The organism is Rossellomorea sp. NS-SX7, assembly GCF_052828565.1.
This window is the reverse complement of sequence record NZ_CM128249.1, coordinates 350,039-371,631: the sequence shown is the minus strand read 5'-3', so window position 1 is coordinate 371,631 and position 21,593 is coordinate 350,039. Positions and strand designations below refer to the sequence as shown.

The following is a 21,593-nucleotide window of genomic DNA, read 5'->3' as shown; positions in this document are numbered from 1 at the left end:
CCTGACGTTTGTGCTGCACGGGTCAGCTGCCATGATGCTTATCGAGCATTTCTTTTAAATACGCCTCCGATTCCCCCTTCGGAATACTGAGACTTTGCCAATGATCATCTTTTACCTGCTTGCCGATATAAACGAGCTGCCCGACATGATACGCATAATGTGCCAGCTGCCTTTCGATGGCATCCATCACCAGATGACGTTCTCCCCGAATGGTGATTGTTTTTAATAAGTCCTGCTCGGTTAACCCCGTTAACGCATCGAACAAGGTTTTCCAACCCTTTTCCCAAACGAGCAGCATATCAGATTTTGATTCCAGATCATTGATGAATTCATTGTCCCGTTTCCGAAAATCCTTCTCTCCATCCGAAGTCAAAAAGTCCGTCCATCTCGAAACCATATTCCCATTCATGTGCTTCACGATGACCGCTGCACTATTCGACTCGCTGTTATACATCCAAAAAAGATCCTCTTCAGATAATTGGCTGATCGTTTTATCTCCCAGACTCTTTACGCTTTTGAATCGTTCCATGACAATCTTTAAATATTCGGATCCAATATTCACGCTTCCCCTCCTCACTAATCATCATTCATTTATGGGTATCAACCTATTTAGCTTGCATCCACTAACTAATATTCGATTTCTGTGTATGCTTTTCCCCTCTTGTCAGTAGAAATGAAAAGAATAATCCGATGAAAAACAGAGAAAAAGTTATTACAAATGTTGCCATTCCAGGATTTTCATTGATGGACTTCCAAAGCGGTTTCCCTTCCCAACTGGTAACCCCTTGTAAGGAGAGCCCTTCTGTTTCATATAAAATAGCCCATACTTGATAAACTTTTGCCAGGATGAAACCAAGCACCAACCCCAGTGTACCCCCAATAATGTAGGTCATCTCTTTCTTTCCCAAATTACTTCCTCCATTCCCCTAAATGGTCAGTGAACTCTTCACATACGGTGGGAAATCATGATAATGCTATCAATCACCGACTTTACATCGTCTTCATCCCTAATCTTAAATAAATGATCCGCTTCCCCTTCCACCGGAGCTGTAACGTTGGATTCTGCATTTTGCCGTGCCAACACTTCTTCGAAATCAGAAGCGCTTCTGAGAATATTTTTGCTTCGCGAGCTGGTTGCAACACGTTCCTCAAGAACCTGATCAGGCAGATCGAAATCGACCAGGATACTGGTGAAGCCCTTGTTGTGAAAAGAATCCAGCAGTTTCAAGCGTCCATTCCGGCTGCGATTCGAGTTGCAGATGATCAGATGACAGTCCGCCTCATTCACTGCATAATCCACGATCGTTTTGGTGATGGTGTATTTGAAACTGTTTGGCCCCGTTTCCGGCAGCAGCCTTCTATAATAAGCATGGATGAATTCAGCGTGGTTATCCTGGTCGATTACCACAGAATGTTGCAGCTGTTCTTCGAGCCTGTTCGCAAATGTCGACTTCCCGCTATGGGTTTTGCCGACGGTGATGATGACTAATCGATTCATCTGTATGCCTCCATCTTTTAATAGACGCCTGTATATCTATCAATCTAAGATATTCAATAGTTCCTTCCTGCTTCCTTTATTACTGATTTTAAAAGAATCATCATTACCCGATCTGATGATATGGGTATATCTCCCGGAACTCCCCCATACCCTGAACTCATCGGTACCGCCGCTTTCATACGTAACGGTAACGAAATAGTCTTCATGTTCAGCCATCTCATAGATGGTGTTCGTCTCATGCCTTGCTCTGTTTAAAATCCTTGTGAACGTCTTAATAGAAGATCCATCCGTCACCAATTTCCCTTTATCAAATGTCTCCATTTTGTGGTTGTACGTTTGAATCGTCATCCGTTCTATATTGGAAATGCCATTATAAAAATACACATATCCGGAGAAAATCAAAACCGACAGCACAAGCAAAATCAGGACCCATCTTTTCATCATGCTCCCCCTCTCCGTTTGGCTCTCCCCACTCGGGTTCTGCGGAAGTCTTGCTGGGCGGACCGCAGCTTTTGTGTTTATCCTTATTTTACCATAACCACCCTTATTCATGAGCACTTTTCCAACGACAAAAAAACGCCCCGTACCATTTACGAGGCGTTTTAATACTTTAATAGATTTCCTTACGCTGAAACCCGCTCCAATCTGCGCAGCCAAGCCGTCAACAGTACAGCCCCACCGACCATCAGAGCCCCGATCCAAGGGGTATGAATCAGTCCGATGCCATCGACGATGATGCCGCCGACAAAGGACCCGATGGCAATTCCGACGTTGAATGCCGCGATATTCAAGGCTGATGCCACATTAACGGCAGACGGCACATATTTTTCCGCCAGATTCACGACAAGGACCTGAAGTCCCGGAACGTTCATGAACGCAAACATTCCCATCAGGAAGATCGCAATCAATCCGGCAATTTTGAATGGTGCCGCAAACGTCAACGCAACGAGGATGATTGCCTGCAGGATGAACATCCATAATAGCGCCTTGAGGGGATTTTTATCAGAGGCTTTCCCTCCAACGACGTTACCGATCGCTACTGCAATTCCATAAACCAACAGGATGATGCTTACCCATTTTGAACTGAATCCTGTGACATTTTCCAAAAGCGGCGTCAGATACGTAAACGCAACGAATGTTCCGCCATATCCAAGTGCCGTGATCGCAAACGCCAATAGTAATTTTCCATTGCGTAAAATCTTCAGCTGTTCACTGAACTTCGCAGGTGGTGCTTCTTTCAAATCCTTCGGCACGAGGATGGAGCTTGCAATGATGCCGATGACTCCGAGCAGTGCCACTCCCCAGAACGTCGCTCTCCATCCAAACGCTTGTCCGATGAACGTTCCAAGTGGTACTCCCGTAACGGTCGCGACCGTCAGACCGGTAAACATGAATGCGATCGCACTCGCGCGTTTATGGGCAGGAACTAAATCCGCTGCAATCGTCGAACCGATTGAAAAGAAAATACCATGTGAAAAGGCCGTGATGAACCTGGCCGTAAGCAGCAGACCGAAGCTCGTTGACAACGCAGAAACCGAGTTCCCGACGATGAATAATATCATCAGGGACATGAGCAGCGACTTCCGGCTCATTTTGCTTGTCAAAGCAGTAAGGATCGGAGCCCCGATCGCCACTCCGACTGCATAACCGGAAATCAATAATCCGGCAAGTGTGATTGAGATCGACAAGTCATCTGCAATCGATGACAGCAATCCGACCGGGACAAATTCCGTCGTCCCGATTCCAAAAGCGGAGATCGCGAGCGACAATAATGCCGGCGTGCCTCCTTTTGTTTTTGAGTGATTCATTGTATGTGCATGAGAACTCATGAGAGAATTCCTCCTTAGAAGTAAAAAATAAACATGTTTCGAACCATGACAGGGCAGTCGGCTGATTTTAAAAGCAGATTTTTGCTATAAATAGCTGCAGAGATCGTTTTACAACATAATGTGTGTCTCTTAAGAACCCGTCAGAAGGACTTATTATCAAAAAATGGCGTTATATTATCAAAAATAAGATTTTATTATCAAAAACGGGTAGTTTATTATCAAAAATCCAATTTTATTATCAAAAAGCATCAAACTCACTGCCGAACAGCTCATCTGCCATCATCCAAACTTCAAAACATAACTGCCGGTAATCACGAAGGCGCCTTTCGCTTTCCCGCGTACCCAACATTATGAAGGGTATGAATCCATAATGGAATTACGCACTTTAAAGTGCTGTAGGCACCATGAAGTACCATAGGCACTTCAAAGTACCGTATAGGATGATCCGGAAATTTGTCGTACCATCAGGGTACAGTGTCGATTATGCATCCTTCCTGAATATATGGGAAGAACGCACTTTCAAGTGGCATAGGTACCCCTGGGTAACCATACAGCCGGCAGTCCAGCTGTTAGGCGAATGCAGAATGGTTATGTTATATTCATCTGTAAATAAATTAATCAAATCAGCACTTCAAGATAGATCATATAAAAAGATACGAGCAAGGAGGGTTTCTCAATGAAAAAATACAACATCCCAGTAGAAGCGGCACTTGAGGTCATCGGCGGCAAATGGAAAGTCGTCATCCTCTGCCACCTCATCGACAACGGGACGCTTCGCACCAGCCAGTTAAAACGAATGATGCCGAACATCACGCAGAAAATGCTCACCCAGCAGCTCAGGGAGCTCGAAGCGGACGGGGTCGTAAATCGGATCATCTACAACCAGGTGCCTCCTAAAGTGGAATACGAACTGACCGAATACGGCACCTCACTCGCCCCTGCCCTGCAAATGCTCTGCACATGGGGAGAGCAGCACATTGAAAAAACAGTGTCTGAAGGAGAAGACGTGGTCGTCATTTCCGGAGAAAATGACTAATCCAGACAAGCTAAAAACACCCCGCTCCACTGGCTAAGGGTGTTTTTCTTTTTCCAATGGGAGTCCCTCGTCACCAGGACTGAGTTCAATTCTTTGACTTGCCATCACAAATATATTATATTAATTGACGTATCAATGATTGACCCCTCAATTAACAGTTTTCAAGGAGGAGGATGCTTTGTCCAACGAAGAAAAGATTTTACGTCATATAAATGATATCTATAAGCAATTGAGCCCTAAGTTTGAACGTTGCACCGGGATCAGCCAGTCGAGGCTTGATCTTCTTCACAAGCTGATGGAGGTCGAGGAAATCAGCCAGCGTGCCCTTCAGCAGGAAGTGAATATAGACCATGCGGCTGTTACCCGGCACTTGAAGCAGCTGGAAGTGAAAGGGATGGTATCCCGCCGGAAGAATCCGGACGACAATCGGATCACGTTTGTTCGATTAACGAATGAAGGACGGGAACGAATCAAGGCATTATGCCAGGAGAAAAAAGAGTTCGTCGCCCAGGTGCTGAAGGACTTCAGTTCCGATGAACAAGTGCAGCTTTCAAATTTACTCATGCGGATCCAGCAGAATGTTAAAGACATTCAATACTAAACACAAAGGAGTTTTTCAACATGAATACAACACGAATCAATGACTTTCAAGAAATCATCACAGGCCGCCGTTCCATACGTAACTATGATCCAACCGTCAAAATCAGCAAGGAAGAAATGACGGAGATCCTGGAAGAAGCGACGCTTGCCCCTTCTTCTGTCAACCTTCAGCCATGGCGCTTCCTTGTCATCGACAGCCCGGAAGGCAAGGAAACTCTTGCGCCGCTTGCAAAGTTCAATCAGACACAGGTCAAAACTTCTGCTGCCGTCATTGCTGTATTTGTTGATATGAACAGCCTCGACTTTGCCGATGAAATATACGATGAAGCCGTAAGAAAAGGTTATATGCCGGCTGATGTGAGAGACAAGCAGCTTCCTTCCATTAAAGGACTTCTTGAAGCGATGCCGAAAGAACAATTCAAAGAAATGAACCTGATTGACGCCGGACTTGTCTCCATGCAGCTGATGCTGGCAGCCCGCGCTCATGGATACGACACGAATCCTATCGGCGGCTATGAAAAAGACCAGATCGCAGAGGCATACGGAATGGATAAAGAACGCTATTATCCTGTCATGCTCATTTCAATCGGAAAAGCAGCCGATGAAGGATACAAATCCGTCCGGCTTCCAGTCGAAAAAATCACTGACTGGAAATAAATTTCGCAAGGGGATGTTCCCTGACATACTCCAATTGTCGTCCAATGAGACAACGGGAGTGTACAGGGTTTCCATCCCATTTAACCTAATTGATTAAGGAATGAGGTAAGAACATGATCATCATACACGCACATTTTCAAATCAACCCTGAAAAAGAACAGGCATTTCTTGAAGAAATGCACTCACTCGTTGCGGCTTCCCGGTCTGAAGAAGGAAATATTTCTTATGGGCTGATGAAAGATACAGAAACCGAACAGGCTTATACGATGGTGGAAATCTGGAAAGACGCAGCAGCTGTTGAAGCCCACAACACAAGTGCACACTTCACATCATTTGCAGGCAGAGCTCCCGAATATATGGCTGCCCCGATCGATGTGCAGATTTTCGACGGAAACAAGGTAGAACGATAACACTCAGGCACACGATACACCTTTAGACTGACAAAATAGCAAAGGCTCGGCTACTCCGTTACCGGCCGCCAAAAGGTCCAAGAAGGCTTCTCCCTTCCTGGACTTTTTTTATGCGGCCTGACCCAGAAGTACCCTCCATTATGGCCGGACGGACACTGTACTCTGCAGCAGTTCAACCGCCCTCCCCCATGAATCGTTCAGTATCCCCACAGTTAAGAAATCAGACCCGCCTAAACAAAGGGAAAGTGATAGATTTCATACGATGGCTTTTATGAGGCAGATGAAGGATAGCTTGGGAGGCTTTCTATTAAATTTCAACGTTTGGCTCGGTTACAAAAACGTTTCTATCTCCATACAATATAGAAAAAGTGTAAGAAAACTATGCAAAGGAGTGAAGACCGGTGGAGAATCTTTTTAACGGAAGCAAGAAAATCACGAAAAAGGATCTTGCAGCCTTTACGATGATCGGTGATGGAAAAGACGGTGAAATTTACAAAGTAGCCGACGATAAAGTCGTTAAATACTTCTTTAAAGAAGAAACCCATGAAAGGGAACTCGAGGCCATGAAAATCGGGCAATCTTCGTCCATCATGCCCCGGCTGTATGAATACGGTGACAATTACATCGTAATGGAATTCATAAAGGGCATCTCACTTGCCCGCCATATGAAGCGTCATGGGACAATCGACGAAGACATGACGAAGAAAATTTTATTTGTTCTCGATGAGTTCAAGAAATTAGGCTTCACAAGATGGGATACGGAGGTTCGTCATATGCTGATGGATGAAAATGGCGACTTCAAGGTGATTGATCATAAACGTGCATTCACCTCTGATTCCCCGGCTCCGATGAAGCTGTTAAAAGGGATGGATAAATTCGGACTGACAAAGGAATTCCTTGGACATGTGAAGAATGTGAATCCCAAGCTATTGGATGCCTGGAAAAAACATAAATAGACGGCTGCTGACTGCGAAGACTGTCTTTCCTCAAATAAGGGAAAGACTGTTTTCAAAGAGCCCCATGAGGTGGACAAGCCGGCCTCATACCGCAATGAACAAAAGGCTGCCGCGTCGTTTCCATGAACATCTCATAAACCAGGATGGTTGGCAGATCCCTCTAAAAAAATAAGACAAGCATGCTGAGGGTCCTGTTTATTTTCCAAAAGCGGCCGATTATTCTGTTGATACAAGCATTTTCTCCATAAAAAAAATAGTGCAGTACTTTCGCCACAAAAGTACCGCACCTTCCACTATATCATTACACCTTTTTAACCGTTACATTATCCAGCTGGGTAAACAGAATGTCTCCATCTCCATTAGACCACACTAGATAGTGATCTTCTGCGTTAATGAATGTACCATCGCAGTCAATTTTATCAGAACCTGATAGTACCTCTATTTTGTCACCAAGCTTCAATACACTGTTCAACTTTTCAGAAAGTCCCATTGCGACTCCTCCCTTCACCTTTAATCAATCAGTCTATATATTTATATTAAATAAAACGAAATTTGATAGGGCGCTTACCTATCATTTTAATTTTTTCAGAAAAAAAATGACTGGAATGTTTTCCAGTCATTTTTATAGTCTGAAAGATGATGACTATACCTTACGAACAGTCACGCTTCCAAGGTCAGAAGTGTTCATGTCCCCGTTGTCGTCAACCCAAACCACGAAGTTGTCGCTTGCACCGATGAATGAACCCTCTTCGATTTCGTCGTCACCGGACAACACTTCGATTTTGTCACCCATAGATAAAATTTTGTTAAGGAAATCAGCCATATTTCCACACTTACCAAACAAGTTTGCCATTATGTTTCCTCCTTTCGGTGTTTACTCTATATTTATGCCGGATTCGTTAATGCGTAAAGGCAGATAACTAGATTTCAAAAAAAATTCTGTTTTTTCTTAAGGATTTACTAGACTAATCTCTCTTTTCTTCCAAAGATGAATCTTCAGGAAAGGCGTCGCCAGTGGGTTCTGACCCTTCTTCGGAGGAGTCGGCCGCTTCTTCTACCGTGTCAGTTGTCTCTATTGATTCTTCTACTAGTGAAACAGCCTGGTCTTTTTCTGGTTCTACCTCTACTAGTGAAATAGCCTGCTCTTCTTCTGGTTCAGACTGATCCTCATCATCCAGACTCAGTTCTTCTTCAGTTTCATCTTCAACGATGACATGAAGAGTGACTTCTTCTTCTGATTCTTCAACATCCGTATCGGGCTCATCAGAGGATAATTCAAGGTGAACAGAATGATCTTCCTCTTCCACCACTTCCATAATGACTTCTTCATCAGAGTCAGATTCATCATGGCTTTCTTCCTCGAGGGAGGTCTCCTCCTGATCCACTGAATCTTCTGAGGACTCGTCGATTACTTCGAATGTGATTTCAGACGTTTCTTCGTTCTCACTGTCTTCATGCATGACTCTAAGAATCACATTTTCCTCTGTCTCTTCCTCAGCATGTTCATTGTCCAGATTGTTCAAAGCTTCTTCCATCACGGACTTTGGATCCTTATTCTCTTTTTGCTTCTTCTTCCTTCTCCTCTTTGAAGGTACCTTCTTTACAGAAAGCGGACCGTTTAGGTCGGTCACATTGAAATTGCCGTCGTGGTCGGCCCACAAGAGGGTCTTGTTGAAAGCACCTACAAATGTTCCATTATCGTCAATTTGGTCATCTTCGTATAAAATCTCAAGATGATCTCCTAAGCTAAAAATGGAATTAAGCACTTCTGCAAGAGTTTTGCTTGGAATTTGATTGAAATCCCCACCGGATGAGGATCTCTCCTTTCTGTTCTCCGCAGTCTGCTCAGCAGCACCCTGCTCCGCAGGTGATTGCTCTGATTGACCTTGATTGTCAAGGCGGCCTCTGTCGCCAGAGGACTCATTGATTTCCTTCGACATATTCGTTAACACTCCTTTGCTATTAGTCTGCAATTCATAATCAATATATGTACGGAAATTCAGAATGTATAGCCTATTTTGCAGTAGAATCGTAAATTCCACTCACTCAAATCGGGCTCTTGAATAATTTATAAGAAGATAGAGAGACATGGAGGTGAGAAAACCATGCCCAAAAATTTTCTTTTTATAAATGAACACCTATTACCAAGGATTTTTTCCTTGTATTACTACAAAGACTTACTGGTTCCTTGTCACAATCAGTCCATTTTCATCCGCTACCTAAAGGGAGATAGAGAGCCCTTCATCTTTCCTCCTCTCCCGCAGCAGACGAATGCGTTCATGGACCAGGGACACGTTTCGGAATTGATACACAGCATGGTGAACAGCCTTAACCAAAAAGCTGCTCATCATCCAAGTCCAGATCGACCTGCTTTCGACATCACCCTGGAACATGATGCGGAGCCAAGTGTGATTCTTTCTAAAATCCCTGCCCACAAACGCCCTAAAAGACGTGGAAAATGCCCGCGGCTGGCACCACGTGATGATGGACCGTTCAAACGGGTCAATTATATAGATCGCAGTAAAAGTCTCAACCATCTTAAATATTCGGCAGCAAAACCGATAAAAAGGCCAAAAAAACCTAAAGCCTATCAAAAAGGGGATAAAGTCGGGAAGCCGAAGGAAACAGCGGACAATGCGGAGCCATTCGTTCATCTGAACGAATCCGGACACCATCCTGATTGGCAAGAAGTAGAAGAATCAGTTCAAACTCCTGATTTGAACGTGTTGAATCAGGGGCTGGAAGAAATATTGGACCTTCCTTCACCGCCTGCCTTTGAAGAGGTGAATGGACAATCGGACGGCCGCTTCAAGGAAACGGAAGATGAAAAAAGCTTCCCTTCACAAAAGGAAGTTATTCCTATAGAGGATCACACAGAAATCTCTGGCCATTTCCATCCGGAAGTAGATGCAGATCATCACGACTTGCTGTATGAAGAACCGCACCATGGGGAAACCCTGGACTCAGAACAAGATATTAAGCCAGAGAAAGCAGAACTCACAATAGAATTTGATCACGGCTCCGACCAGCCTCACACCGAACATGTTGAAGAAACAGCCGATCTTCATTATCTAGAGACCGAATCAGAAGGAATCAATGAATATGACGACCTCATCACAGACGACATATCGGATGAAGATTGGAATGAGCCTTATAAGGATAGTGATGAAACCTCGTCTGATGTAACGGAGATTGAATGTGAGAGCTTTCATGAAGACAACAGCCCATCAACAGAAACCGCGGAAACGGTTGACCATATTCTGGATGAAGCCGCTTTTGCAGAACCAGCAGCTGCCAATGAATCTGAAAGCCTTACCATTGAAAAGGATGAAACAGATTATGCATCTATCGAGGAGGAAACGGTCGAAGAATCAGATGGTACACTTGAGGATCCATCCGACAGCTCAAATAGTGAAGCCATTGAGAACGAGGAATCAATTGATCACTCCTTCGTAGAAGAAACAGTAGAAACGGATTATCCTTTTGAAAATCAATCCAACAGTATAAATAGTGGACCTACTGAAACGGATGAATCAAGTGCCCTCTCTTTCGATACAGAAACAGCGGAAGAAGAATTTTATCCTTTTGAAAATCCATCCGACAGTCTAAAGAGTGACACGGAATCCATCGAGGAAGAAACAGAACCTGGTGTCGATGACGATCAGGATGAAACATTCGTCAGTCAAGAAATTGATTCTGACATCCTCCCTTCCGGCACCCTTCAACATCATGAAGAACCAATCGAAGTTCACCCTATTGAAACTGAAGCAAACGAAAACGATTTTGATCAGGACCTTCTATCAGACAGCCTTGCTCCTTATGAAGATGGAGAACCAGATACGACGCTTGACGATATCTCTGAAGAACAAACAATCACTGAGGAGGAATTGCCTAGTCTAATCGAAGATCATCCATCCATCCAACATGCAGAAATTGTAGAAGATTCAACGGATTTATTCACTTATGAAGAAACAGTTGTAGAATCAGCGGATTCATTCACTCATGAAGAAACAGACATCAGCCAGCATTCTGACTTGGACTTCAACCTTCCTGAAATGTCAGCTGCAGTGGAAGAAGCAGAACAAGTGGAGCCGGATCTAACGATAGAATCCGATCCAAACCTTCCAACAGACAACAGCATTCAGGATGAAGACGAAAAAACTGATACGACGTTTGAAAATACCTCGAAGAAAAAAACAATCATTGTAGACGAATTCAATAACCAAGTCGAAGATACTCTATCCATTCATCGTGATAAACCAGTTAAAGACTCAACGGATCCACTCTCTCATGAAGAATCAGACACCAGCCAACAAGTTGAAGTGGACTTCAAGCTTCCTGAAACATCAGCTGTAGAGGAAGAAGCGGAGGATGACCACCCGGGTGACATCGTAACGGATACGACCATTGAAATAGATCAAGACCTTTCACCCTATAACGGCAATCCTGCTGAAGATGAAGAACCTGATGTGACGCTTGAAGATATCTTTGAGGAAAGCCCATTTATCGAAGAACATTTCGATAACCAAGTTGAAGACACACACTCGGTTCAATATGAAGAATCAGTTGCAGACGAAGTCACTCCTTCTATTCAACATGAAGAATCAGTTGCAGACGAAGTCACTCCTTCTATTCAACTTGAAGAACCTGTTGCGGACGAAGACACTCCTTCTATTCAACATGAAGAATCAGTTGCAGACGAAGTCACTCCTTCTATTCAACATGAAGAACCTGCTGCAGACGAAGTCACTCCTTCTATTCAACATGAAGAACCTGCTGCGGACGAAGTCACTCCTTCTATTCAACATGAAGAATCAGTTGCAGACGAAGTCACTCCTTCTATTCAACTTGAAGAACCTGTTGCGGACGAAGTCACTCCTTCTATTCAACATGAAGAATCAGTTGCAGACGAAGTCACTCCTTCTATTCAACTTGAAGAACCTGTTGCGGACGAAGTCACTCCTTCTATTCAACATGAAGAATCAGTTGCAGACGAAGTCACTCCTTCTATTCAACTTGAAGAACCTGTTGTGGAAGAAGACACTCCTTCTATTCAACTTGAAGAACCTGTTGAAGACTCAATAGATCCATTCACTCAAGATGAAACAGACAGCAGTCAACAAACTGACTTGGACTTCAACCAACCTGAAGGAGACGGACCAGACACTATCGCAGAATCCGGGCAAGACCATCCATCAGATCAAAGCATGAATGATGAGCCAGAAGAGTCTGTTACGGCGCCTGAAGAAGCGGAAGAAGAACCAATCGATGAAGATGGATTCACTGGCATGGATGACGATTTTGATTCCGTTGTTCATGAAGAAGAAGAAAGCTTTGTGGAGGAAACGGGTGTTTCCCTTGAACAAGATGCAGCCTCCCCACATAACAACACACCTGATACAGCGGAAGATAAACAAGAATCGGCCCCTGCCGAATCAACCGGCCATACGACCAGCAAATCAAATCAACGCTCCCAATCAGAAGATAAAGAGATTGCAGGAGATACATCTTTAGATTCTGAGCAAGACGAAGACGTGGCCGTTGAGGAGTCTTACACCACGATCTTGAATAAATATTTCACACTCGGTGACAAGATCAATGTGTATGCGGGCAGCAAACTGCTTGATAAACAGGGAACGTTTTTAACGGCTGGACGTGACTTCTTCATCTGGATCGACGGAGATGGATATGTAAGGCTGCAAGTCATCTGCGGTGGGATCTCCATCGGGCAAAAGAAAAGGAAAAAATAAGATTGGAGAAACAGACATTTGCCCTGTGCTAATGTCTGTTTCGACTATATTACAAGCTACATATACTAAGGTAATAGAGATAAGAATGGGGTGAATGAAATGAAAGAAACTGTATTGGTCATAGCCGCACATCCAGATGACGAACTACTAGGTACGGCAGGCACACTTAAAAGACTAGTAGACCAGGGTAATAGAGTCATCTCGATCATTACAGCGAACGGACGAAAGGAAGAAGCCCATCATATTCAGAAGCTTGCCCGGAGAGCAAACAAGGAAATAGGCATCAAAGAAGTGATATTTCTGGAGCATCCGAACCTTGAGCTTGAGATGATGCCGCTTCATCTTTTCACCAAAGAAATCGAGAAACTTATCAATATCTATCAGCCTGCTAAAATTTTTACCCACCACTATGGGGACGTGAACCGCGATCATCAGATTACATTTCAAGCTGTACTGACAGCTGTTCGTCCGGTACCGAATACGCAGCCGATCGAACTGATCACGTTTGAAACTGTATCCTCGAGTGAATGGAATACCCAAACAAATGATAAACAATTCAAACCGAATTATTATGTCGATGTTTCATCGACGATTGATCAAAAAATTGCTTCCCTGAAACACTATGATGTCGAAATGAGAGACTTCCCGCATCCGCGTTCCTATGAGGGAGTCAAACATTTGGCAAGCGTCAGGGGCATGACGGTCGGTGTGCCGTATGCTGAAGCATTCGAAGTCATCAGGAGGGTCTGGATATGAATGAAATGCACTTTCCTTATCCTTACGTCATTGCTGCCTTAGACAAACATTATGGAGTGAAGGCAAAACCCGTCACTCTAAAAAAGAAGGCGGCGGGTAAGGACAAGGATTCCAAGCGGAAGAAGAAAGACAAAAAGGAAAAATTTAAAAAAGGTAAAAGTAAATCTGGGAAGAAACTATCGATCCTTATCGCCACGTTCTGGGATTACCCCCATACCGGCGGGCTATCAAACTATATCACTACCTTGAGAGCAGGATTAAAGGCTATGGGGCACAAAGTAGACGTCATCTCCCCGAATCAGTTTCCAGCAGCAAAAGTGGAAATGCTGCGGGAAGCAGTCGTACCGCAATTGAAGACCTTGTTCCAGAACCGTTACGGCTCCTACACCAGCAAAATCCTCCAAAGCTGCCGCCTCCTTTATATTTACGAACAGATGCTGGAGTCGGTCAAGCTCGAGAAATACGATATCCTCCACGCCCAGGACCTGTTCACGGCCAATATATTGGGAAGATTCAATGAAGACCTCGGGAAACCGCTTTTATTCACACCGCACGGCATGTTCACCTTCAGCCGGGTTAAATTCAACCGGATCGAGAGCGGTTCTGATGAAGAAGTCTATTACAAAGAAATCGAGAAGAAAGCCATTGAATACGCGACACATATGGTGATCCTGAGCGACTCCTTCCGTGAACCGCTCAGCCAGCTTGGTGCGCGCTCTTCTAAGCTGACAACGGTCAATACCGGGATCGATTTCACTGCGGTTCCGCGTAAGGGCAAGAATGGAAAAGTCATCATCTCCTGTGTGGCCAGATTGGGACCGAGAAAAGGTCATTCCGACTTATTGCTGGCCCTGTCTAAATTAAGGTCTTTAAGCCAGTATATAGAAGTGCAGATCGTCGGTGATGGAGAAATGCGTGAATCACTCGAAGCACAGGTGAGGGACCTGCGGCTCACAAACGTTACGTTCCTTGGAAAGCGGGATGACGTACCGGCCATTTTAAGCAAAACAGATATCTTTGTCCTGCCTACCCTCAATGACAACCTCCCGATTTCGATCATTGAAGCCATGCACAGCGGCACAGCGATACTGACAACCGACTGCGGAGGAATCACTGAAATTGTTCGTCATAACGAAACCGGCCTGATCGTCCAGCCAGGGAATGTCGTCCAGCTGGCAACACAACTGAAACAATTGATTGTAAACGGTGCTTTAAGAAGCCACCTTGGAGAGAATGCTTCCCGATATGCCAAGAGCCACCTCACACGTGAAGCGATGGTGCAGAAGATCGAACACATCTATCAACATCTATTAACAGCGGGAGGTCAATGATATGCCATCACACCCAGCCGTTGTACTCGATTTAAGCGCCAATGGAGTGGGCATCATCCATGCCCTTGCGAGGAGAGGGATCGAGGTATACGCCTATGACACTGCAGGGCCATATTCAAAAGGGAAATCAAGGCTCGCTTCCTGCGCGGTATGTCCAAGTCCATTGACGCAGCAAAAAGCGCTGCTCACTTTTTTAAAGGGAGTGGCGGTGAAGTTTGATCAAAAGCCTGTGCTGTATGCAGGGGCGGATGATTACGTCGTATTCATCTCGACATACCGTGAAGAATTATCTGAGTATTATCTGTTTCTCTATCCGGAACATTCTATAATCGAAGATTTATTGGATAAAAAGAAAACATATGACCTTGCCATGAACTATTCGATCCCGACAGCGAAGACCTTTTTTGTTGAAACGGATAACCAGCTTGATGAAGCCATCTCGCAGCTGGAATTCCCCTGCATACTAAAGCCGGTGTTCGGCCATGAATTCAGAAAACACATCAATAAGAAAGCCATTAAGATCCGGGACGCCAATCAATTAAAGAAAGTCTTTCCGATTTACAGCAAATACGGCGAATTGATCATCCAGGAGCTTATCCCGGGCGATAACCAAAGCTTTTATAAAGTGGCGACCTTCTTTGACGACGACATGAATCTGCTTGCCCTCTTCACCCTTCAGAAAAACCACCAGTTCCCTGCGGAATTCGGAACGGGAGCACATATCGTGAGCAAGCGGATCCCCGAGCTTGTCGAACTTGGTGTGCCTCTCTTGAAAGATCTCGGACTGAAGGGTGTCAACATGATTGAATACAAAAAAGATCCACGCGACGGCCAGTATAAGCTCATCGAAATCAATCCACGCTTCTGGCTCACTCATAGCTTGACAGGTCATTCCGGGGTTGATTTTGCCTACACGTACTATCTCTACCTCACCGGACAAAATCCCGCACCGCAGCTGGAGCAGATCGATGGCGTTCAATGGATCTACCTCGTGCGCTATTTCCTTACCTTTTTGGAAAAGCGCAGGAATGGGGAAATGACGTGGAGGGACTTCCTGAAGGGATTCAAAGGAAAGAAAGTATTCGCCCTCCTCGCTTTAGACGACCCGATGCCTTTCATCAGGAGCACCGCATCGCATTTATGGAATGCATGGAAACGAAAACGAAAGGAGTGATGGTGTTTGCACACACCAAAGGAATTATATTCCCTTTTTCAAAAAAATGATATCGAAGGGAAGCTCTCTGCTTCCCTTGGAAAAAAGGTGACGATCGAGGAAGCATCCATTCAGAACCTGAAATCGACGAAGCGGAGCAGCATCTATCAGATGCAGCTTCAGAATCTATCAGATTCCTTTCCCATCATCTTTAAAATCTACCATTCAACCAAATATAAAAATGAAGTCGAAATCAATGTCTACGGCAGAGCCTACCCGTTTCTGAAAGAATTCCTCCCAGAAATCTACCTGATGGCGAAACATGGGAGTGACACTTGGGTATTCATGGAGTTCGTCCGTCAGATACGGGGACAGCTGACCTTTACACCAAAGCACTTTGATTACATCATCCCAACCCTTGCAAAGCTTCACGCCCATACCTTTGAAGACCGATTCAAAAACGAAAAGGACACATTCAAATCCTGGTTCCCTCTGTACAGCTCGGCCAAAATGAAGGAAGACAGGGAAAAATTCACCACGAACACCATGAGCTTTCTGGAGCAGGCCAAGAAGGATAAACAATTGAAAGACCTCATCAAGCCTCATTACAAAGCATTGAAAACCATTTACAGCAACGGTCCAGATTTTTTCCCAGAGTTGACAACAAGCGGATCTGCCATCACCCACGGAGATCTTCATATGCAGAACATCTGCTCAAAAGATGTAAGCAGAAATGAGCCTTGGGAGATCCAATTCATCGATTGGGAGTCCGCCAAATTCTCCCCGGTTTGGTTTGACATGATTGTCCTGGTTGAAATCTTACTCGCCTTTCGCAAAGATTGGCAAGGTAATGCTGAAGAAATACGCACACATGCCGTCGAAGTGTATACAAATGAAATGAAGAAACATGGAATTACATTCAAAACAAACCCGATGGACCTGTACAAAATGGCCTATCTTCAACGCACACTGGAAAAAGGCCTGCACACTCAGTTTAGACGGTACTTTGAAAACCGCGGCGGTGAACTTCTTCCTTATCATTTAGATAAAATAGCCACTTGGGGAAGTGAACTCGGAATTTATAAGTAGCCGCCTGAAAGGATGAAACGATTTGAGCAGAATGCCCCCTCTCAACATACATCCGTCTCTTCTGGCCGCCATGGATGATTTTTATGGAGTCGACCGGGTAATGGAGGACCCGGTGCCACTTCAGGCATTCGGTCAGAAATCAAAGGTGATTGGAAAGAAAAAAATGAAGATCTTATACGTCACTTTCTTCCAATATCCCCACACAGGCGGACTATCTCATTACATCACCTCCATCCAAAAAGGATTTGAACAGCTCGGCCATGAAGTCGATGTTTTTGCACCGAATCAGATGTCTTCCCTGCAGCTTGAGAAATGGATTCCGCAGGCTGCCTATGAAGCGAGAAGCTTTATGCGCAGCCGGTACGGCATCGTGAATGAGAAAATCGTCAAAAACCTCAGCTTCCTTCATGTATTCGAACTGTTCCTGAAAGAAAAAGATCTCGACACGTACGATATCATCCATGCCCAGGACCTGTTTGCCATCTTCATACTCGGACACCTCAACCAGACACTCCAAAAACCGCTGCTCTTCACACCGCACGGCTTCTTTACGAAAAGCAGGCTGAAATTCAATAAGATGCAAAAAGGGTCTATAGAAGAGGCCTATTTCACCAGGCTGGAAATGGACGGTATATCAGCAAGTACCGAAATCGTGATGATCGCCGATTCATTCAGGCCCAATCTGAAGGATTTTGGTGCACGGGATGATAGAATGACCACCGTCCATACGGGAATCGACTTTACACCGATTCCTCCAAGAACCCATGAAAACATCATCCTCACCAGCGTTTCCCGGCTTTCACCTAGGAAAGGACACGGGATTCTGTTAGAGGCATTGGCCATGATCCGTGAACACCTTGCCAATGTGGAAGTGTGGATTGTCGGGGACGGGGTCATGAAGGAAACACTCATGAAGCAAGCAGAAAAATTGGATCTGTACAACGTGATCTTCTTTGGAAAGCGGCATGACATACCGGAGATCCTGTCGATGTCCGACATTTATGTGCTGGCGACCGTCAATGACAACTTCCCCCTTTCCGTCATGGAGGCCATGTTTTCACGGCAGGCGGTCATCTCGACCACTTGCGGCGGCATACCGGAAATGGTCCGTCATGAAGAAACCGGCATCCTCTGTGAACCAGGGAATGTGAAAGAGCTCGCCGAGGCGATTAAACGATTCATCATCAACAACGAAGAACGGGACGCTTTTGGAAAAGCGGCCGAAACATTTGCCCAAAAGCATTTAACAAGCAAGGTCATGACGGGCAAAATCGAACAGATTTATCAAATGTACGCAGATTGAAAGGAGACTCATCATGAGGGAGAACAACCAGATTCATGATCGATTATGAAAATCCTAGTCACAGGCGGCGGTGGTTTCATCGGCTCCCAGCTCGTTGAAACCCTTCTCGCGGCAGGGCACACCCCGATCATCCTCGACAACTTTTCGAATGGCCGGAAGGAAAACCTGCCTGAAGGCGTAACATGCTACAACCGAAACTTATTATCCGACAAAGTCGAAAAGATTTTCAAAAAAGAAAAGCCGGACATCGTCATGCATCTTGCCGCACAGGTCAGTGTCGCGAAATCCCTGGAAAACCCTGCAGAAGATGCCGCGGTCAATGTGCTCGGCACCGTCAGACTGCTGGGGTACTCTGTCAAATACGGGGTCAAGAAATTCATCTTCTCTTCTTCCAGTGCGGTCTACGGAACGACAGATGAAGTCCTTACAGAAGATGCCGCCACAAGTCCTATTTCCTTTTACGGCACTTCCAAATTAGTATCCGAATCCTACATTAAACTGTTCGGAACAAGCTACGGCCTCCCCTACACCATCCTGCGCTACGCCAATGTGTATGGACCGAGACAGCGATCCGACGGTGAAGGCGGCGTCATCAGCATCTTTATCGAACAGCTCCTAAACGGCGAAACTCCCGTCATTTACGGGGACGGCACCCAGACCCGCGACTTTGTCTTTGTCGAAGACGTCGCCCGCGCCAATCTCCTTGCCATCGATCACGCAGACAACGAAATCATCAATATCGGCACAAACACCCAAACATCCATCAACCTGCTTTATACCCTGCTGTCCAGCCAGCTCGATACAACCGGAACGCCTACTTACGAAGAAACCCGGGACGGAGACATCCTGCACAGCCATCTAGCGAATATGAAAGCGCTTGATCGTTTGAAATGGGAACCTCAGTTTGATTTGATTACAGGATTGGAGAAGACGGTGGAGTATTTTAAACGTTGAGATGTGGGCAGGTCCTTGCTCCGCTTTGGATGCGGGATGCTTTCACTAAGGTCATATTATATCCAGATCCGTTTAGCAGTTGGAGCACCCGGCTTATTTGCCCGGGTGCTTTTTGTTTGTCGTTTTTACTTGTGAGGAGGGTGGTCATTTTTGGTTTTGAAAAAATAAGCAGCAATTTTGAAAAAAAGAATACCGGTTTTGAAAAATTATTTCTGTTTTTGAAAAAAAGCGACCCATTTTTGAAAAATTATCTACGCAGCCTCCCTCTTTTTGATCCTGATTCTCTCAAATATAAGCACAAGCCCGAAGTAACCCCCAGACTTCCATCCTCTAGTCCAAATTTCTCACCAAACCTCCCCCACACCTCTAATTTCAGAGGACCGTCCCTCATCTCGTTAAAGTCCTATAATAATATTTTCCTAACATAATAATTTTTTGTTGATTTATAGGTTGGGTTACTATAAAATGATTTTTACAGTGCAAACGGTTGCATCTTATTTTAGGATCATCTCATCTCAATATTCAGATGGGGACCGCTCTCTCATTTTTATGACTGAAAATGAAAACGCACACAATCATTTTTGAAAACGAATACACAATAGATATTGGAATTAAAGGAGGAAACAGGAGTATGAAGAATTTATTGTCATTTGATTTCTGGCAGAAATTCGGTAAGGCACTACTGGTCGTTGTCGCTGTCATGCCAGCTGCAGGGATCATGATCTCGATCGGTAAATTGATCGGAATGACGGGCGGAGACATCGCTTTAGTGCAAACGATTGCAAGAGTAATGGAAGACATTGGTTGGGGGATCATTACGAATTTACATATCCTCTTCGCCGTCGCCATCGGGGGATCCTGGGCCAAGGAACGTGCAGGCGGTGCATTCGCTGCACTTATCGCCTTCATCCTGATCAACCGCATCACAGGAGCGATTTTCGGAGTGAACGGAGATATGCTTGCCAACCCGGAAGCAACCGTCTCTTCCCTTTTTGGACAAACACTGATTGTATCTGATTACTTCACATCCGTTCTTGGTGCACCAGCCTTGAACATGGGAGTATTCGTCGGAATCATTTCTGGTTTCCTCGGAGCCAACCTTTTCAACAAATATTATAACTATGATAAATTACCGGACGCTCTTTCGTTCTTTAACGGTAAGCGTTTCGTACCATTCGTCGTGATCGTCGGATCGGTTGTATCCGCTATCGCGTTGTCAATCGTCTGGCCGTTCATCCAGGGAGCACTGAACGATTTCGGTCAATGGATCGCTACATCCCGCAACACTGCACCAATCATCGCGCCATTCATTTTCGGTGCAATGGAACGTCTATTACTTCCGTTCGGTCTGCACCATATGCTGACGGTTCCGATTAACTACACGGAGCTTGGCGGAACGTACAAGATCCTGACTGGATCAGGCGCCGGTTCAACGGTTGCCGGACAAGATCCGTTATGGCTGGCGTGGATCGCCGACCTGAACAACTTCCTGCAGACAGGAAACACTGAAAGCTACAAACAATTATTGAACGACGTAACACCTGCACGATTCAAAGTGGGTCAGATGATTCTTTCTTCTGCTGCCCTGATCGGTATCGCATTCGCGATGTACAGAAACGTGGATAAAGACAAGAAGAAAAAGTACAAATCAATGTTCTTCTCAGCCGGTCTTGCTGTCTTTTTAACAGGAGTGACCGAGCCGATCGAATTCATGTTCATGTTCGCTGCACCGCTTCTATATGTTGTGTACGCAATCATGACCGGTATGGCTTTCGCAATCGTCGACATCATCAACATCCGTGTTCACTCATTCGGTTCCATCGAGTTGTTGACGCGTGTTCCTATGATCGTCAAAGCCGGACTTTGGATGGACCTTGTAAACTTTGTGATTGCTTGTCTCGTATTCTTCTTCCTGAACTTCGCGGTTGCCAACTTCCTGATCAAGAAGTTCAACTTCCCTACACCGGGACGCAATGGTAACTACATCGAAGACGATGCATCTGAAGGCGGCAGTGCTTCGGTGAAAAAAGATTCACTTGCACCAAAAGTGGTTGCCCTTCTTGGCGGAAAAGAAAACATCGTGGACGTGGACGCTTGCATGACTCGCCTTCGTGTAACCGTTAAAGACACAAGCCTTGTCGGTACAGAAGTCGAATGGAAAAAGAACGGCGCACTCGGCCTGATCCTGAAAGATAAAGGCGTACAAGCCATCTACGGTCCGAAAGCGGACGTCATCAAATCTGATATCCAAGACTTGCTTGGAGCATAATC

The 21,593-nt window shown here is 45.1% G+C and carries 21 protein-coding genes; 13 read left to right on the top strand and 8 right to left on the bottom strand.

Going from position 1 to position 21,593, the window contains the following annotated elements; genetic code table 11:
- Nucleotides 1-22: 22 nt before the first annotated feature.
- From ACUXV2_RS01735 to ACUXV2_RS01715, 5 genes are all read right to left on the bottom strand, one after another.
- Nucleotides 23-562 (bottom strand): DUF1572 family protein, encoded by a 540-nt coding sequence (locus ACUXV2_RS01735; protein WP_446245349.1) that lies wholly within the window; start codon nucleotides 560-562, stop codon nucleotides 23-25.
- A 61-nt stretch (nucleotides 563-623) separates the two neighbouring features.
- A complete protein-coding gene (locus ACUXV2_RS01730) occupies nucleotides 624-908 on the bottom strand; it encodes a hypothetical protein (RefSeq protein WP_446245348.1) in 285 nt (94 codons plus the stop codon).
- Between the two features lie 38 nt (nucleotides 909-946).
- The gene (locus tag ACUXV2_RS01725) at nucleotides 947-1,498 is read right to left on the bottom strand and encodes an ATP-binding protein (RefSeq protein WP_446245347.1); all 552 of its coding nucleotides are present in this window, start codon (nucleotides 1,496-1,498) and stop codon (nucleotides 947-949) included.
- Nucleotides 1,499-1,537: 39 nt separating this feature from the next.
- Complete coding sequence (locus ACUXV2_RS01720) at nucleotides 1,538-1,939, bottom strand: hypothetical protein (protein WP_446245346.1); 402 nt, start codon at nucleotides 1,937-1,939, stop codon at nucleotides 1,538-1,540.
- Nucleotides 1,940-2,121: 182 nt separating this feature from the next.
- Nucleotides 2,122-3,327, bottom strand: coding sequence for an MFS transporter (locus tag ACUXV2_RS01715; protein ID WP_446245345.1), 1,206 nt, complete (start codon nucleotides 3,325-3,327; stop codon nucleotides 2,122-2,124).
- A 676-nt stretch (nucleotides 3,328-4,003) separates the two neighbouring features.
- Between ACUXV2_RS01715 and ACUXV2_RS01710 the strand changes: the two genes are divergently transcribed.
- From ACUXV2_RS01710 to ACUXV2_RS01690, 5 genes are all read left to right on the top strand, one after another.
- Nucleotides 4,004-4,363 (top strand): winged helix-turn-helix transcriptional regulator, encoded by a 360-nt coding sequence (locus tag ACUXV2_RS01710; RefSeq protein ID WP_446245344.1) that lies wholly within the window; start codon nucleotides 4,004-4,006, stop codon nucleotides 4,361-4,363.
- A gap of 178 nt (nucleotides 4,364-4,541) precedes the next feature.
- Nucleotides 4,542-4,964 (top strand): MarR family winged helix-turn-helix transcriptional regulator, encoded by a 423-nt coding sequence (locus ACUXV2_RS01705; RefSeq protein WP_446245343.1) that lies wholly within the window; start codon nucleotides 4,542-4,544, stop codon nucleotides 4,962-4,964.
- Between the two features lie 20 nt (nucleotides 4,965-4,984).
- Nucleotides 4,985-5,620, top strand: coding sequence for a nitroreductase family protein (locus ACUXV2_RS01700; protein ID WP_446245342.1), 636 nt, complete (start codon nucleotides 4,985-4,987; stop codon nucleotides 5,618-5,620).
- Between the two features lie 113 nt (nucleotides 5,621-5,733).
- A complete protein-coding gene (locus ACUXV2_RS01695) occupies nucleotides 5,734-6,030 on the top strand; it encodes a putative quinol monooxygenase (RefSeq protein ID WP_446245341.1) in 297 nt (98 codons plus the stop codon).
- A gap of 401 nt (nucleotides 6,031-6,431) precedes the next feature.
- Nucleotides 6,432-6,986, top strand: a complete 555-nt coding sequence (locus tag ACUXV2_RS01690; RefSeq protein WP_446245340.1) for a kinase — start codon at nucleotides 6,432-6,434, stop codon at nucleotides 6,984-6,986.
- 301 nt (nucleotides 6,987-7,287) lie between these two features.
- Here ACUXV2_RS01690 and ACUXV2_RS01685 read toward each other — a convergent pair whose 3' ends face one another.
- The 3 genes from ACUXV2_RS01685 to ACUXV2_RS01675 all read right to left on the bottom strand — a co-directional run bounded on the left by ACUXV2_RS01685 (nucleotide 7,288) and on the right by ACUXV2_RS01675 (nucleotide 8,926).
- Nucleotides 7,288-7,476 carry a hypothetical protein gene (locus ACUXV2_RS01685; RefSeq protein ID WP_175987007.1) on the bottom strand — a complete coding sequence of 63 codons (189 nt, stop codon included), beginning with the start codon at nucleotides 7,474-7,476 and terminating at the stop codon, nucleotides 7,288-7,290.
- A 153-nt stretch (nucleotides 7,477-7,629) separates the two neighbouring features.
- Nucleotides 7,630-7,839 carry a hypothetical protein gene (locus ACUXV2_RS01680; RefSeq protein ID WP_446245339.1) on the bottom strand — a complete coding sequence of 70 codons (210 nt, stop codon included), beginning with the start codon at nucleotides 7,837-7,839 and terminating at the stop codon, nucleotides 7,630-7,632.
- A gap of 112 nt (nucleotides 7,840-7,951) precedes the next feature.
- Nucleotides 7,952-8,926, bottom strand: a complete 975-nt coding sequence (locus ACUXV2_RS01675; RefSeq protein ID WP_446245338.1) for a hypothetical protein — start codon at nucleotides 8,924-8,926, stop codon at nucleotides 7,952-7,954.
- Between the two features lie 219 nt (nucleotides 8,927-9,145).
- Between ACUXV2_RS01675 and ACUXV2_RS01670 the strand changes: the two genes are divergently transcribed.
- From ACUXV2_RS01670 to ACUXV2_RS01635, 8 genes are all read left to right on the top strand, one after another.
- A complete protein-coding gene (locus ACUXV2_RS01670; protein ID WP_446245337.1) occupies nucleotides 9,146-12,736 on the top strand; it encodes a hypothetical protein in 3,591 nt (1,196 codons plus the stop codon).
- A gap of 99 nt (nucleotides 12,737-12,835) precedes the next feature.
- The gene (locus tag ACUXV2_RS01665; RefSeq protein ID WP_446245336.1) at nucleotides 12,836-13,492 is read left to right on the top strand and encodes a PIG-L deacetylase family protein; all 657 of its coding nucleotides are present in this window, start codon (nucleotides 12,836-12,838) and stop codon (nucleotides 13,490-13,492) included.
- Nucleotides 13,489-14,823: a glycosyltransferase family 4 protein gene (locus ACUXV2_RS01660; protein ID WP_446245335.1), complete on the top strand. Its 1,335-nt coding sequence runs from the start codon at nucleotides 13,489-13,491 to the stop codon at nucleotides 14,821-14,823. The genes ACUXV2_RS01665 and ACUXV2_RS01660 overlap by 4 nt, the downstream gene beginning before the upstream one ends.
- Before the next feature lies 1 nt (nucleotide 14,824).
- The gene (locus ACUXV2_RS01655; protein WP_446245334.1) at nucleotides 14,825-15,997 is read left to right on the top strand and encodes a carboxylate--amine ligase; all 1,173 of its coding nucleotides are present in this window, start codon (nucleotides 14,825-14,827) and stop codon (nucleotides 15,995-15,997) included.
- Nucleotides 15,998-16,003: 6 nt separating this feature from the next.
- Nucleotides 16,004-17,065, top strand: coding sequence for a phosphotransferase (locus tag ACUXV2_RS01650; RefSeq protein WP_446245333.1), 1,062 nt, complete (start codon nucleotides 16,004-16,006; stop codon nucleotides 17,063-17,065).
- Nucleotides 17,066-17,096: 31 nt separating this feature from the next.
- On the top strand, nucleotides 17,097-18,368 hold the full coding sequence (locus ACUXV2_RS01645) for a glycosyltransferase family 4 protein (protein WP_446246978.1): 1,272 nt from the start codon (nucleotides 17,097-17,099) through the stop codon (nucleotides 18,366-18,368).
- A 45-nt stretch (nucleotides 18,369-18,413) separates the two neighbouring features.
- Nucleotides 18,414-19,322 carry an NAD-dependent epimerase/dehydratase family protein gene (locus ACUXV2_RS01640; protein WP_446245332.1) on the top strand — a complete coding sequence of 303 codons (909 nt, stop codon included), beginning with the start codon at nucleotides 18,414-18,416 and terminating at the stop codon, nucleotides 19,320-19,322.
- A 631-nt stretch (nucleotides 19,323-19,953) separates the two neighbouring features.
- Nucleotides 19,954-21,591 carry a PTS transporter subunit IIBC gene (locus ACUXV2_RS01635; RefSeq protein ID WP_446245331.1) on the top strand — a complete coding sequence of 546 codons (1,638 nt, stop codon included), beginning with the start codon at nucleotides 19,954-19,956 and terminating at the stop codon, nucleotides 21,589-21,591.
- Nucleotides 21,592-21,593: the final 2 nt, after the last annotated feature.